Below are 15236 nucleotides of genomic sequence, written 5' to 3'. Positions count from 1 at the left end.
AGGTCTTAGTTTAAGTAACTATTTTTTAACTTCTAAATACAAAATTATGAAAACTAAAGAAATTATTGGAATCGATGTCAGCAAATTATTAATTGATGTTTGTATCCACACAAAACAAATTGTTTCTCAATTCGATAATTCTAATAAAGGGTTTAGATTAATGCTAAATTGGATTAAAAACAATACTAATTTTTCAAACCAAGAAATATTATTTGTGTTTGAACATACAGGTATGTACTCGCATTTATTATCTGTCTTTTTAACTAAAGAAAACTTATCCTTTTTTATAGCTTCTGGATTGGAAATTAAAAGGTCTATAGGAATTGCCCGTGGGAAAGATGACAAAATTGACTCTAAGCGTATTGCATTGTATGGTTACAGGCTAAAAGAAGAACTAAACCCTTGTAAACTAAACCATAGCAGTATTCTGTGTTTAAAAAGTCTTTTATCATTAAGAACAAAACTTAACAAACAAAGGGCTGGTTTTAAAGCAACTTTAAAAGAACAGAGAACAATATACAAAACTAAAGACTATAAAGTCATATTTGAAATACAACAAAAAATGATTACAAATTTATCTAAAGAAATAGATAAAATAAATAGAGCTATGAAGGCTATTATTGACGACAATATCAAACTAAAGGAAACCTACAAACTTGTTACTAGCGTAAAAGGTATTGGTATGCAAACTGCCCTTATAATGATTGCTTTTACAGACAATTTTTCTAAGTTTGAAAACTGGAGAAAATTTGCTTCTTATTGTGGTGTTGCGCCTTTTCCTTATCAATCTGGAACTAGTGTTAAAGGAAGAACTAAAGTATCTCATTTAGCCAACAAAAAAATAAAATCTATTATTAATATGTGTGCCATTTCTGCTATACAACATAACCCTGAAATGAGACACTATTATAAGAAAAGAGTTCTTGAAGGTAAGAATAAAATGAGTACTGTTAATATTATTAGAAACAAACTTATTGCAAGGGTATTTGCCGTTGTTAAAAGACAAACTCCATATGTAGATACTATGAAGTTTGCCGCTTAATTTTATTAACAATAATAATTCATTTTTTACTTGTTTTTATCATAGAATACTAGGGAATATTATCGACTCAAACTTAAAAAAAGATTGTTTATTTCTTCATTTAATTCTAAATGCTTATCTCTAAGGTTAAACTCTCTCTCAACATCTATTATTTTACCGTCTTCATAAATTAAATGATATTTGCAAATAAAAAGATTTATAGGTTCTACGTCTAAAGTAAAACTACTTTTTAAATCATCCCTGTCAAAGGATAAAATAATTTTTAATAGCCTTTCTTTTTCTTCATTTGATAACTTAACAATTTTAGTTTTTCTTTCTTTTTCAGGAACTATTTTTAATGAAAATTCTCCACCTAAACTATCTTTATCATATAACCTTTTATTAAAATTACCTTCATAATCTTTTGGCGGTAAAAGATGAATAAACTCAATATTTATCATATATCTTATGATGTTGCCTTTATCAAAATCTATTGAATAAAAAAAAGCATACGGACTTAACCCATCATACATTTCAACACCTAAAAAAGATAACGAGGGCGTAGTATCCTTTTTTAAAACTGTTTCTTTTTCATTACAAGATAAAAAAGAAATTAATAATAAACATATAATAAATTTTTTCATTTCAAAAAAATTAGATTACAAACCTGAAGGTCCATTAATAGTTGTTGTTTTTATATTTTTTGATCAATAATTATACTCGGTCAAAGTTTTATTCTTAGTCCTTCCATGAAATACAAAATATTTAGCAGGAACACTCGAATCCAAAGTAGACTTATCCATATGCTTCATTCTAAACATTGCATTATTACTCGTAATTGTTACATCCATAGCCGATGGACCGTTTCTATAGTCTCCAGGGTGAGTATGATAATGCTTTTGCAAAGTGTTTACGCTTAACCCAAAGTGATTATAGCTTTCTGTAGTATATGTAAAATCTTTATGATGATTTGTTGAAAGAACAAACTTACTGCCCTTATGTTGTGTTAAACTCCATTCAACATCTGTTTCTGTTCCTGCAAAGTAAAATAAATTATATGCATCTTTTATATTTTTTGTTAATGCAGCGTTTAAATCCACTGTTTTATTAGGATTACTTTTTGAAGGCAGAATATTTTTCAAAGCAGCTATCGGGGCTTTAGATTGAGTCATTAATTTTAAATCTGAAATTTCAATAAAATTGCCAGATTCTGAATATAATCTATCAACTTCATTACCTTTTGCATCATAATACTTTTTATTATCAACCCTATTAATATTACTATTTTTATCCATTTTATAGGTATCATTCGTTTGTCCCCCGTCAGGGTCAATCAAACTAATTGGGTTATTGCCCATACTTAAATAAGGAGAAGGATATTCATCATCTTTTTCTTGTCCTTGGAAGCCATAACAGTAGTCATCTGTAACTCAAAACTATTTGTAAGAACGTGTTGTAAATATAGTACTTTTTAAAACAACAAAAGCAACTCTTTTAAAAGTTGCTTTTGTTATTTTATTCTTTGTACCCACGAGCTAGAAGCTCGCGGTAGCGATGCCGATTATTTAGAGACGCTCGGACCAGCTAGGGAATGCTATCATATATAGGCTCGCTAATACTTGAGTCTTCTAGATAATATCTTATGTAAATTTGCTTACCAATACATTTTTGATTATCCTCACAATCTTTGTAAAGATTTTTGGGTATAAATTTGTTAGTGTATTTTACATTTTTAACTATATATTCATACGTTAAGTAATAATTAGAAATACCAATCTCATAATAATCAATAATATTGGCTTTTGTAACTATATAGTTCGAATTTATTAATTTACTATTCTTGTCTAAAATTAAAGTTTTTCTTAAACTAAGGATTAAAACAACTATAATAATCAATCCAATTAATGTTTTTTTCATCTTTATTTAATGTATTTTAGGAAAATTAAAAATCTTAACAAATTGTTATTAATATTTAAAGGTTATTCGTCTTTTAATATTTCTTTTGTCTCATTAAGTTCTATTTTTTTAACCACATCTATAACGTATCTTTGTCCCTTTTGATCTTCATTAACTGGATTGATTTTATTAATAATGATCCTCAATCCAAATTCTCTCAAACCTACATTTAAATCTTTTATATTTAATCCCTTTTCAACAGATGTATCTAGAAACGATTTTAATACATCTCTAGCATATTGATTATTAATTAAAACAGTTGCAGTGATGTCAGTAATGTCAACATTTTCAACATCTCCTTTTACTGCAATTTGAGCTACAGTTTCAAAAACGGCTTTACCAACAGGAGTTTTTAACGCAGCTAATCCCTTTATGCCTAAATTCAAAGTTACCAAACCTTGACCAGCAAATGAGAGAGCAACAGCTTGTACATTTTTTACAGTACTTGAGTATTTTTCTGATCTATCTATTAAGGGATCTCCTTGTGGAGCTATCCAATTAAATGTTTTAATTGCTTTCCAATATATTGACCATTGTATCGAATCATCATTAGAATTTTTTAATAAATCACTATTATAAAAAGTAAATTTATAAACTGGATAACTTCCTGTCAAATCAATCATTAATGTTCCATTTTCAGGCACCATAAGTTTTTCACTTTCTGATACCTTAGAAGTATAATCACTGTAACCATAAAACACACACTTTCCTTTACTATATTCATCTGTTAAAATTTTAAGTAAAGCGTATTGATAATCAGTCCAATCTTTTACAGAAAAATCTCTTTTAATTTTACATTTCCATTCTTTCTTTTGATCATCATAAATTGCAATTTGTTCTTCAATTCCTTCTAATTCAGTAAAAGCAATCACTTTATTTCCACTAAATTAATAAGGAGTATAATGAGGATATTTATGCGTCAAAGGACCCACAACAAAAAACCTACCCACTCGAGGATCATGCATTCTAAAGGTGTAATTTAAAGAATTTCCTAGTCCTTTTAACTCGTCATCTTTTTCTTGTCCTTGGAAGCCGTAACGGTAGTCAGAGCTTGGTTTGTCTAGGTCTGGCAAGGTCATTCCAAAAGGATAGTAGTCAAAACTTGCTAAGTACTAATGATATTGATACTTAATGCCAGATTAAAAGTATCTAAAAATAGCACTTTCTCGTCTTTTTTGACATTTTTTTAGCCTAAAATAGTCTCTTTTGTTTCTAAATGTAAGAACGTTTCTATATCTCAAATATAACAAAATATTTGACTGTTTTTTGAAATATCTTTTTTAGATTTTCTAGTTGAACAATTTATAAATCAAGTGATTTTTTTTAAATAAAAAAAGGTGAAAATATTTTCACCTTTTTGCCCCAAATTTACCATAAAACTTAACCTACTAATTTTCTGGTAGTGCTAAGATATAGTAACATATATTCTATACATAAAAAAATTGTCAAACAACTAAAAAAAACGTTTAAAGGTTCTTTGAATCTTTAAAAATACTTTTATAAAATAAAAAAGGTGAAATATTACTTTCACCCTTTTTGCCCCAAATCTACCATAAAACTTAACCTACTAATTTTCTGGTAGTACTAAAGTAGTATAGATTTGATATGCTAGCATAAAATATTTGTCGAATGGTTAAAAAAATCGTCAAAAAGAGGCTTCTAATACGCTCTAGCGTCTTTTCCTTCATAAAAATTCATAAATGCCTTATTTACAACTCTATTGCCTCCATTTGTTGGGTAATCTCCTGTGAAATACCAATCTCCTAAATTCTTAGGACATGCCTTGTGTAGATTATCAACGGTTTGATAAATAATCTTTACTTCTGCATTTGTATTTTCTGGAGTAAGCATTTCAGCAATCTTATCTGAAATTTCCTGATCCGTAAATGGAGCGTAAATTTCATTTACATAATTTATTACATCTGCATCTTTAAAATCTTCTTGTGCTTTCGATTTCTTATAAATATCATCAACAATATGATATAAATTGCGCTCTTTTAATAATTCTAATGCTGCTCTAAAAGCAACTAGTCCTTCTAGTTTTGCCATATCAATTCCGTAACAATCTGGGAAACGAATTTGAGGCGCTGAAGAGACTACTACTATTTTTTTAGGTTGCAGCCTATCCATCATTTTAATAATGCTCTGTTTTAGAGTAGTTCCTCTTACAATACTATCATCAATAATAACTAAATTATCTGTTGGTTTAACAACACCATAAGTAACATCGTAAACATGAGCTACTAAATCATCTCGACTACTATCTTCCGTAATAAATGTTCTTAATTTCGCATCTTTAATTGCTACTTTTTCAGATCGTAATTTCACTGAAAGTATTTCCTGTAATTTTTCTTCGGATAATTTTTCTCTATTCTCTAATATCGTTTGTATCTTTCTTTGGTTTAAGAAATCATTTGCCGCTTCTACCATTCCGTAAAATGATGTTTCAGCAGTATTAGGAATAAATGAAAAAACGGTATTATCGGTATCGTTATCAATTGCTTTCAAAATGGAAGGAAAAACTAATTTTCCTAATTCTTTTCTTTCTCTATAAATTTCAGAATCGCTTCCTCTTGAGAAATAGATTCTTTCAAAAGAACACGCTTTCTTTTCTAAAGGTGTTCTGATTTCATTTATGGAAACTGATCCGTTTTTCTTAACAATAATTGCATTTCCAGGATTTAACTCTTTAACTTTTTCAAAAGAAACATTAAATACTGTTTGTATAACAGGTCTTTCTGAAGCAACAACTACAATTTCATCATCTTGATAATAAAAAGTTGGACGAATTCCGGCAGGGTCTCTCATTACAAAAGAATCACCATGTCCTAGTAAACCAGCCATTGCATATCCTCCATCCCAATTTCTAGAAGCTCGTTCTAAAATTCTAGGAATATTTAATCTTTCGGCAATTACAGGAGAAGCTTCCTGTTTTGTTAAACCTTCATTCTTACACTCTTGATATAAAGCTGTGACTTCATCATCTAGAAAGTGTCCTATTTTTTCCATTACAGTAACTGTATCTGCTAATTGTTTAGGATGTTGACCCAAATTAACTAGATCTTGAAATAATTCTTTAACATTTGTCATGTTAAAATTACCTGCAACAATAAGATTACGATGCATCCAATTATTTTGACGTAAAAAAGGATGAACACTTTCAATACTGTTTTTGCCAAATGTTCCATAACGAACATGTCCTAAAAATAATTCTCCTATATATGGAATGTTTTCTTTTTGTAATGATACGTTATTTTGATATTCAGGATTCTCATCAAGTTCATTGCTAATTCTTTCGTTTATCTGCGAAAAAATATCTTTAATAGGTTGTGAATCATTTGAACGAATTCTACTTATATACCTTTGCCCAGGATCAACATCTAACTTTATACTAGCTAAACCAGCCCCATCCTGACCTCTATTGTGTTGTTTTTCCATAAGAAGATACATCTTTTGCACTCCATAAAATGAAGATCCGTATTTCTCCTTATAATATTCCAAAGGTTTTAATAATCGTAAAAGGGCAATGCCACATTCATGTTTAATAGCGTCGCTCATAAAGTTGTTGTGTTGTGTGTTATTATATAGTTAAATCAATGAATTTTATATTAAAAATGCCTCGATTTTCGAGGCATAATTATTTAATCTAATTTTATTTCAAATTGTGTTAGCGCTTTAAATTGTTGCAAACGAGAAATAACTTCGTTTTTTTCTAGATTTTCCATTCTCTCTGTACCAAATTTCTCTACACAGAAAGAAGCCAAATTAGAGCCATAAATAACCCCGTTTTTCATATTGTCAAATGATATATTTTCACTTTGAGCGATATAACCTGCAAATCCTCCTGCAAATGTATCTCCAGCTCCTGTTGGATCAAACACTTCTTCTAGTGGTAAAGCAGGAGCAAAGAAAACTTCTTTTTTATGAAACAATAATGCTCCATGTTCTCCTTTTTTAATCACGACATATTTAGGTCCCATTGTGTGAATTTTTTCAGCAGCTTTTACCAATGAATACTCTCCTGATAATTGACGAGCTTCTTCGTCATTTATTGTGATAACATCAACACGTTCAATTACACTTTTTAATTCTGGTAAAGCACAATCCATCCAAAAATTCATTGTATCTAAAACAATTAGTTTAGGTTTTTCTGCCATTTGATCTAATACTCCTGCTTGAACTAATGGATGTAAATTCCCTAATAAAACCACATCAGAATTTTTATATTCTTGGGGCACTATAGGATTAAAATCTGCTAATACATTAAGTTCTGTAATCAATGTATCTCTTGAGTTTAAATCGTTGTGATATTTTCCACTCCAAAAGAAAGTTTTTCCTCCTTTTACAATTTCTATTCCTTCAATATTAATTCCTTTTTTTTCTAATAAATCTAGATATTCTTTTGGAAAATCATCTCCAACAACAGAAACAATCGCAGCATTAACATTAAAAAAAGAAGAAGACAAACCAATATAGGTTGCTGCTCCACCTAAAATTTTATCCGTTTTTCCAAAAGGTGTTTCAATAGCATCAAAGGCTACCGTACCTACTATTAGTAATTTATTCATTTATATCTTTTTTGAAATAAGTTGCAAAGATAAAACTTTAGATTTAAAGATTAAAAGGTTTGACTATTTAAAAATAACATCGTTAGCAAACAATTCAATTTTCTTTACCTACTGAAATTCCTAGAAAAAATAGACAATTCACCTTATTCTATGCCTAGCAACAATTTTTATAAATCATTTTTTACTCTATTTATTTAAAAACATTTCTACGAGAATACTTCTTTCAAAACTTGCAAGGATTTAGGAGTTTTAAAATTTTCAAAGTTTAAATTATAATATTCAATCAAAATTTTCAACAATAATTGTCTTTGAATAGATGTAAACACTTTTTGATTATCATCAAACTTAAGATTAAGTAACTTTTTCAAAAGTAATGTATTTTCTGCAGACAAAGAGGTTATACTTGGTGAAGAAACAAAAATCCCTTCAGTCATTTCAAAAAAAGTATTCTTTTCTGTGTTTACTTGAGGATAAAATCCTAAATATTTAGTTATTTGAAACAGTAAAATCAAATGAAAATTTGCAATTTCATCATGGTTATCAAACCACTGAAGAGCTGTTTCAATATAAACAAACAAATCTTCATTTTTACCCTCTTCTTTTATTACGCTTTGCAATATTTCAGATAAAAAAAGAGCTATTGCTGTTTTTTCAATATTAAGATAAACTGTTTGATACGGATAGATTATTTTAACTTCTTTAAATCGTTCTAGTGTTCCTTTATTTTTATGATATGCTTCAACCTCAATCTGATTTAGAGGTTGAAATAAAGAAATTTTATATTTATTATTCTTACCTGTATAAGCATTATTAACAAAATACGTTTTTACACCCTCTAACTTTGTTAAACATTTTACTATTAAACTTTTCTCTTGATATTTTGTAATTGAAATTACAATTGCTTTTGTTTTAACAATCATTATCTAACAATCATTATTTTCTTAACAGTAGAATCTAATCCATCTTGTGAAGCTACAAAAACCATATACACTCCTGAAGAAACCTTGTAACTACCAAAAGCTTTTGTATCCCATTCTATTGTACCGCCAGCAGATGTTGTTTCATATACTAAATTCCCTTCAATGTCAGTAATTTTAACATTTGCTTTATCAGTCAGTCCTGCAATTTTTACAGTTCCTGAGAACTCAGGCCTTACAGGGTTTGGGTAGACATAAACATTTGCTAAATCATCACTAGATTTCGTTGATGTTCCTAAAAATGAAACCATTCCTTTATCGGTCACAAAAAACACTTCTCCTGTTATTCCGTCTACTTCAACATCAATTACACTATTAGTAGGTAAAGGAGAATTACTATTTGTAAATCTATAAATTGTTTGTTGGCCATTTGGAGAAACTAAAAAAACACCTCCTTCTTCAATCGAAATCCACTTCCTATTTGCACCATCTACTTCTATATCAAGTATGTTCTGTTGATAAAATAATTCTTGAGCCAAATCTCCCTCTTGAATAATAATAGAAGATGTTGTTAATTCATCTTCTGCAATAAATTGATCTACACTAGACAAAACCCTAAGTCCTTTAAATGTTCCTATCCACAACTGATTACGATTATCAATTGCTACACAATTTACTACACGATCTGGCAAATTTCCATTTTCAGAATTAACAACAATGAATTTATTATTCATTTGATCGTTAAAAGCAATTATTCCTTCATTATAAGCAGGAATCCATTTAGTATTATTTTTATCAATTTTTATTGAGCCATACCTTCCTGTTTCATAAGTTGATGAAATCCCTTCTAAGCTATATGATTGCCACTGACCTGTTGCTTTTAAAACTTTTATCCCATTTTTCACAAATCCATTGGTTAACCAAAGATTATTATTCTTATCAAATGCCATTCCATTAATCCTAATATCCACATAAGAAGGATTTGGTGGAGATAAAATCAATGATTCTAATCCATTTACTCCTGTATTTGTATTATTAAAAATCGATACTTCATCTCCTTCAATTTTCAATAACCCTGAAAAATACGAAGATGCGTAAACTTGGTTTTGGTTATTAGGATTTATAATAATATCTGAAATAGATTTAGCTTGATATAAATCATCATATAAAATATTTTCCCATCCATTATTTAATGAAAACTTACTTATTGGCAATTCGTCTAATGGATAAGGGTTAAATTCTTTTGAATAATCTCCATACACTGCCCATAAAAAATTTGCTGCTTTTTTAACTCTAAAAATATAATTCCTTACAGGTCCGTCTGGAGAAATATTTTCAAAAACAGTTGGATTTGAAAGAAACGTTTGAAATAATCCGTTTTTATCTGTTCCAATATACAACTGACCATCTACTACATTTGCTGCAGAAAAAGAAACATTAAAACCTGGAATTGAAGTAACATGAGCTATTTGATTAAACTGATCATCTAAGACAAAAATATTGTTTTGAGTAGTTACTATCAATTCGTTTCCATTTGTTTTTATTTTCTTCCCAAACTGATTTTGATTTAAAATTTGCTGAAACGAACCATTATATTGATACGTTATATTATTTGTATTCATTGCAACAATTTTATTATTTAACGTTACAATTCCTAGCCAATATCCAGCATCAAAAGTTTGCCATTGATTAAAATCATATAAAAAAGGATTCGACAAATTTCCTTTTCTTATTCCATATTGTCTAGTCACTGCATATATTTCATTATTTAAAACAGTAGTCTGCAACACTTCTGTTTCTTCTCCAGATGTTCCTATAAAATAAGTCACTATAAACTCATTTGTCATAACATCTAGCACTGAAATTCCATAATCCGTTGCAATAAATATTTTACCCTCATATTCGTAAAAATCATTTATTTTTTTCTTATTTGGTGGCACCGGAACTTCCTCTATAATATCGACTTTAGTAATTATACTTCCATCATCATTTGCTATAACTATTAAACCGTTACTATTTCCCGCTATTGTTTTATTATATAATTCCGAATAATGGATTGCAGTAATAGATTCTGGTTTAAACCCATTAATTGAATTTAATATATTAACATCTTGCTGAGTATTCTCTTTATTAAAAATACTATTTTCTGTTGCAGCAAATACTTTAGTAGTAGAAACTTCAACATCAACAATTTCATTATATGAAAAATATCCTTTCCAAAGAAGATTTCCTTGCGCTATAATCAACTGACTAATGAAGAATAATATGAAAACTATTTTTAATCTCATCTATCTTTTTATTTATACAAATATACTATAAACGTTTAAAATTTAATTTAGGTATAATTTCACAAAAAAAGGCTTACAAAATTGTAAGCCTTTTTTTGTTTTATTTTAAAAAGATTAAACTACTCCTTGTGCTAACATTGCATCTGCAACTTTAACAAAACCAGCAATATTAGCTCCTTTTACATAATCAACATATCCATCTGAATTTTTACCATATTTAACACATGCTTCATGAATATTTGACATAATTCCTTTTAATTTTTCATCTACCTCTTCTCTTGACCAGCTTAAACGTAAAGAATTTTGAGACATCTCAAGTCCAGATGTTGCTACACCTCCTGCATTAGATGCTTTTCCAGGTGCAAACAATATTTTTGCATGTTGAAAAACTTCTATTGCTTCTGGAGTAGATGGCATATTTGCTCCTTCCGCAACACAAATACAACCATTTGCAACTAAAATTTTAGCCTCTTCTCCGTTCAATTCATTTTGTGTAGCACAAGGTAATGCAATATCACATTTAACTTCCCAAGGACGTTTTCCTGCAACAAACTTAGCATTTGGGTACTTAGTTATATAATCTCCTATACGGCCATAATTAACATTTTTAATTTCCATTATATATGCTAATTTTTCAGCGTCAATTCCAGCTTCATCATAGATATATCCTGAAGAATCTGAAGCCGTAACTACTTTTCCTCCTAATTGAATCACTTTTTCAATTGCATATTGCGCAACGTTTCCTGATCCAGAAACAACTACGGTTTTTCCAGAGAAACTTTCTCCTTTTGTTGCCAACATATTTTGAGCAAAATACACGTCTCCATAACCTGTTGCTTCAGGACGAATTAATGATCCTCCGAAAGTAATTCCTTTACCTGTTAAAACTCCTGTAAATTCATTTCTTAATCTTTTATATTGACCAAACATATACCCTACTTCTCTTCCTCCTACACCAATATCTCCTGCTGGAACATCTGTATCTGCTCCAATATGTTTTGACAACTCAGTCATAAATGCCTGACAAAAACGCATAATTTCCACATCTGACTTTCCTTTTGGATCGAAATCAGATCCTCCTTTTCCACCACCCATTGGCAATGTAGTTAAACTATTTTTGAAAACCTGCTCGAAAGCTAAAAATTTCAAAATACTTAAATTTACTGATGGATGAAAACGAATTCCTCCTTTATATGGTCCAATTGCAGAATTCATTTGAATACGGAAACCTCTATTTACCTGAGTATTCCCTGCATCATCAATCCATGCAACACGAAACATGATTACACGTTCTGGCTCCACCATTCTTTCCAAAAGCATTTTGCCTTGGTATTTTTTATTCTCTTCAATGAAAGGGATAACAGTTTCTGCTACCTCTTGAACTGCCTGCATAAATTCAGGCTCATTTGAATTTCTTTTAGCTACTGCTTCAATAAAAGATGATACACTTTCTTTCATGATTATTTTGGTTTAATTACACTTTCATTTTACTTAATGAAAACGTTTTCGTTTTTGCGCAACAAATATACATTTTATTAAATCACCTGCCTTTTTTTTGAATAAAAAAATATGCCAATTAACTTGTTTTCACTTTTTTTAACTAAAAAAATAAAAAAAATTTCACAGTGCAATTAGTTTTTATATATTTGTCCTAGTAATGAAACTCTTTAAAGATGTCTAAAATAATTAAGCACCTACTTTTTTTAAGTATTATTGCGCCATTCACATCAAATGCACAGCGCGGTTTTTCTCACGAAATTGGAGCTTTTGTAGGTGGTGTTGCCTTTCAGTCAGATTTTGGTGTTAGAAATGATTTTGATACTAATAAAGGAAACACAGGTTTTGCTATAGGTCTTGTACATTATCTTAATTTCTCTTATGGTGCAGAATGTAACTGTTACACTCCTGACTCTTATTTTAATGATCATTTCAAATTACGTTCAGAATTATCATACAATAGCACAAAATTAGAACACTTTGGAAAATGGGCTGAAAAAAATACTCTAGGAGGAATTCAACTAAATGCCATGAAAGGAGAAGCCAAAGTAACTGATATTGGTATGCAGTTAGAGTACTATCCATGGAGCATTAGAGAATTTACTAGTAGAAAAGGTGGCTGGGCTCCGTTTGTAGGTCTTGGTGCTCATTTTTCTTTTTTCCAAAATAATACTTATTCAGAATTAGGTCCTTTAGGAACTCCTGAAACTACATATTATAGATATTTACCTGATGGATATTCTTCTGAAGGAGGAAATACTTTTTCTGTTGTATCTAGTATAGGTACTCGTTACAAATTAACTGAATTATCAGATTTATTTGTAGAATTAAGGTGGCAATATTACTTTTCAGATTGGGTTGATGGTTTAAGAAAAAATCCTGATGTATGGCAAGAAAACAAATCTAATGATTGGAATGTTTGGTTAAACTTTGGATATATATATTACTTAGATTAATTATTATATTATTTAAAACATAAAAAAATGCCTCAATTAATATTGAGGCATTTTCATTTTTATATACTCACTATTATCTTAATGCTTGTTCTAAATCAGCTAATAAATCATCTATATCTTCTACTCCAACACTTAAACGAACTAAATCATCTGTAATTCCGATTTCAGCTCTTTTTTCTGCTGGTACAGAAGCGTGAGTCATTGTTGTTGGGTGATTTGCCAAAGATTCAACTCCACCAAGAGATTCAGCCAAAGTAAATACTTTAACCTTTTCCAAAAATTTCACAGCATCTTCCATTTTTCCAGAATTAAAAGTAAAAGTTACCATTCCTCCAAAACCACCAATCATTTGCTTTTTAGCAATATTATAATGTGGATGACTTTCCAAACCTGGATAATAAACTCTTTTAACTGCTGGATGAGTATTCAAATATTGTGCTACTTTTTCACCGTTTTCACAATGACGTTGTACTCTTAAATGTAAGGTTTTGATTCCTCTTAACACCAAATAACTGTCCATTGGACCTAAAGTTCCTCCTGTTGCAAATTGAGCAAAATGTAGTTTTTCACCCAATTCTTTATCTTTAACTATTAAAGCACCAGCAATAACATCACTATGTCCACCTAAATATTTTGTAGCCGAATGCATAACAATATCTGCCCCTAAATCTAATGGTTTTTGTAAATAAGGTGTTGCAAAAGTATTATCAACTGCAAAAAGTAGGTTGTGTTTTTTAGTAATTTTTGAAATTTCAGCAATATCAGCTAATTTCATTAATGGATTTGTTGGAGTTTCAACCCAAACTAATTTTGTATTTTCATTAATTAGAGATTCTAATTTTTGCAAATCAGTCATGTCCACAAAATGAAATTTAATCCCAAAATCTTGATAAATTCGAGCAAACATTCTATAAGTGCCGCCATACAAATCATCCATTGCAATAACTTCATCATTTGGCTTAAGCAACTTCATTACAGAATCTGTAGCTGCTAAACCAGAAGCAAAAGCTAATCCTCTTGTACCATTTTCTATACTTGCCAAAGCATCTTCTAAGGCCGTTCTTGTTGGATTTGCTGCTCTTGAATACTCGTATTCTCCAACAGGTTTTCCAGGACTTGTTTGTGCGTAAGTTGATGTTTGAAAAACAGGTGGCATAACAGAACCTGTTACTTTTTCATGATGTTGACCTCCGTGTATAGTTTTTGTATTGAATTTCATTTTTCTTAATTTTAAGTTACAAAGGTATTAAGTTTAAAGGATTTTTTTTAATTTGCAACAAAAGTTTAGTGCCAAAATTTTCCTAAAGTTTATTATCCCTTACTTATATGAAAAAAATTCTTGTTGTAGAAGATGAAGTATCTGTAGTTTCGTTTATTAAAAAAGGACTCACTGAAGAAGGGTTTGAAATAAGTATCGCTTTTGATGGAAAATCTGGTCTTCAGTTGGCTTTAGACAATAGTTTTGATTTGATTATATTAGACATCATGTTACCCGAAATAAATGGATTAGATGTATGTAAATTTATTCGTCAGGAAAACCAAGAAGTTCCTATTCTATTTTTAACCGCTCTTGGAACTCCAGAAAATATCGTTCTAGGCCTAGAAAATGGTGCTGATGATTATTTGGTTAAACCTTTTAAATTTATAGAATTAGTTGCCCGAATAAAATCTTTATTGAGACGCTCAAAAGGAAATCCGAAAAAAGATAAAAACAACGATTACACCTATTCTTTTAATGACTTGATTTTAGATGATTATACCAAAAGCGTTACTCGCAATGGTGAAGAAATATCACTAACCTCAACGGAATACAAATTACTTTTTTTCTTTATGAAAAACAAAAACAAAGTATTGTCTAGGTTTGAAATTCTCGAGGCTGTTTGGGGAATAGATTATAATTTAGGAACAAACGTTGTAGATGTTTATGTCAATTATCTTAGAAAAAAAATTGACACTAATCAAAACGAAAAAATAATCCATACCGTTATTGGAATGGGTTATGTTTTAAAAGAAAGCTAAAAACCTTCAAAAAA

General features: G+C 29.6%; 12 protein-coding genes. 3 read left to right on the top strand and 9 right to left on the bottom strand.

Features of this window, described 5'->3' with window-relative positions; genetic code table 11:
- Window positions 1-46 precede the first annotated feature (46 nt).
- A complete protein-coding gene (locus SY27_RS12225; RefSeq protein ID WP_045970682.1) occupies window positions 47-1042 on the top strand; it encodes an IS110 family transposase in 996 nt (331 codons plus the stop codon).
- Window positions 1043-1101: 59 nt separating this feature from the next.
- Here the strand turns inward: SY27_RS12225 and SY27_RS12220 are convergent, their stop codons facing one another.
- The 8 genes from SY27_RS12220 to gdhA form a co-directional block, all read right to left on the bottom strand.
- A complete protein-coding gene (locus tag SY27_RS12220) occupies window positions 1102-1665 on the bottom strand; it encodes a hypothetical protein (protein ID WP_045970680.1) in 564 nt (187 codons plus the stop codon).
- A 63-nt stretch (window positions 1666-1728) separates the two neighbouring features.
- A complete protein-coding gene (locus tag SY27_RS12215) occupies window positions 1729-2379 on the bottom strand; it encodes a JAB-like toxin 1 domain-containing protein (protein WP_045970678.1) in 651 nt (216 codons plus the stop codon).
- A 621-nt stretch (window positions 2380-3000) separates the two neighbouring features.
- Window positions 3001-3849 (bottom strand): hypothetical protein, encoded by an 849-nt coding sequence (locus tag SY27_RS12205; RefSeq protein WP_045970674.1) that lies wholly within the window; start codon window positions 3847-3849, stop codon window positions 3001-3003.
- Between the two features lie 787 nt (window positions 3850-4636).
- Window positions 4637-6535 carry an amidophosphoribosyltransferase gene (locus tag SY27_RS12195; RefSeq protein ID WP_045970672.1) on the bottom strand — a complete coding sequence of 633 codons (1899 nt, stop codon included), beginning with the start codon at window positions 6533-6535 and terminating at the stop codon, window positions 4637-4639.
- A gap of 83 nt (window positions 6536-6618) precedes the next feature.
- The gene (locus SY27_RS12190) at window positions 6619-7545 is read right to left on the bottom strand and encodes a PfkB family carbohydrate kinase (protein WP_045970671.1); all 927 of its coding nucleotides are present in this window, start codon (window positions 7543-7545) and stop codon (window positions 6619-6621) included.
- A 206-nt stretch (window positions 7546-7751) separates the two neighbouring features.
- Entirely contained in the window at window positions 7752-8465 is a 714-nt protein-coding gene (gene recO / locus SY27_RS12185) for a DNA repair protein RecO (RefSeq protein WP_045970669.1), read from the bottom strand.
- On the bottom strand, window positions 8465-10750 hold the full coding sequence (locus tag SY27_RS12180; protein ID WP_045970667.1) for a two-component regulator propeller domain-containing protein: 2286 nt from the start codon (window positions 10748-10750) through the stop codon (window positions 8465-8467). Before SY27_RS12180 ends, recO begins: the two co-directional genes overlap by 1 nt.
- Before the next feature lie 114 nt (window positions 10751-10864).
- Window positions 10865-12208, bottom strand: coding sequence for an NADP-specific glutamate dehydrogenase (gene gdhA, locus SY27_RS12175; RefSeq protein WP_045970664.1), 1344 nt, complete (start codon window positions 12206-12208; stop codon window positions 10865-10867).
- Window positions 12209-12423: 215 nt separating this feature from the next.
- Here gdhA and SY27_RS12170 point away from each other — a divergent pair, with 215 nt between their 5' ends.
- Window positions 12424-13203, top strand: coding sequence for a hypothetical protein (locus SY27_RS12170; protein WP_045970662.1), 780 nt, complete (start codon window positions 12424-12426; stop codon window positions 13201-13203).
- 73 nt (window positions 13204-13276) lie between these two features.
- Here the strand turns inward: SY27_RS12170 and SY27_RS12165 are convergent, their stop codons facing one another.
- Complete coding sequence (locus tag SY27_RS12165) at window positions 13277-14422, bottom strand: cystathionine gamma-synthase (protein ID WP_045970660.1); 1146 nt, start codon at window positions 14420-14422, stop codon at window positions 13277-13279.
- Between the two features lie 107 nt (window positions 14423-14529).
- On the opposite strand from SY27_RS12165, the gene SY27_RS12160 reads away from it, so the two are divergent.
- Entirely contained in the window at window positions 14530-15222 is a 693-nt protein-coding gene (locus SY27_RS12160; RefSeq protein ID WP_045970658.1) for a response regulator transcription factor, read from the top strand.
- Window positions 15223-15236 lie beyond the last annotated feature (14 nt).

This window comes from Flavobacterium sp. 316, assembly GCF_000967805.1.
Taxonomy (GTDB): domain Bacteria; phylum Bacteroidota; class Bacteroidia; order Flavobacteriales; family Flavobacteriaceae; genus Flavobacterium; species Flavobacterium sediminilitoris.
This window is presented reverse-complemented; position numbering and strand designations above follow the sequence as displayed.

Excerpts from the sequence above, each read along its gene's own strand:
- SY27_RS12160 (WP_045970658.1), top strand. The coding sequence starts at position 14,530 with ATGAAAAAAATTCTTGTTGTAGAAGATGAAGTATCTGTAGTTTCGTTT.
- SY27_RS12165 (WP_045970660.1), bottom strand. The coding sequence starts at position 14,422 with ATGAAATTCAATACAAAAACTATACACGGAGGTCAACATCATGAAAAA.
- SY27_RS12190 (WP_045970671.1), bottom strand. The coding sequence starts at position 7,545 with ATGAATAAATTACTAATAGTAGGTACGGTAGCCTTTGATGCTATTGAA.
- SY27_RS12215 (WP_045970678.1), bottom strand. The coding sequence starts at position 2,379 with ATGGGCAATAACCCAATTAGTTTGATTGACCCTGACGGGGGACAAACG.
- SY27_RS12195 (WP_045970672.1), bottom strand. The coding sequence starts at position 6,535 with ATGAGCGACGCTATTAAACATGAATGTGGCATTGCCCTTTTACGATTA.
- gdhA (WP_045970664.1), bottom strand. The coding sequence starts at position 12,208 with ATGAAAGAAAGTGTATCATCTTTTATTGAAGCAGTAGCTAAAAGAAAT.
- SY27_RS12170 (WP_045970662.1), top strand. The coding sequence starts at position 12,424 with ATGTCTAAAATAATTAAGCACCTACTTTTTTTAAGTATTATTGCGCCA.
- recO (WP_045970669.1), bottom strand. The coding sequence starts at position 8,465 with ATGATTGTTAAAACAAAAGCAATTGTAATTTCAATTACAAAATATCAA.
- SY27_RS12220 (WP_045970680.1), bottom strand. The coding sequence starts at position 1,665 with ATGAAAAAATTTATTATATGTTTATTATTAATTTCTTTTTTATCTTGT.
- SY27_RS12180 (WP_045970667.1), bottom strand. The coding sequence starts at position 10,750 with ATGAGATTAAAAATAGTTTTCATATTATTCTTCATTAGTCAGTTGATT.
- SY27_RS12225 (WP_045970682.1), top strand. The coding sequence starts at position 47 with ATGAAAACTAAAGAAATTATTGGAATCGATGTCAGCAAATTATTAATT.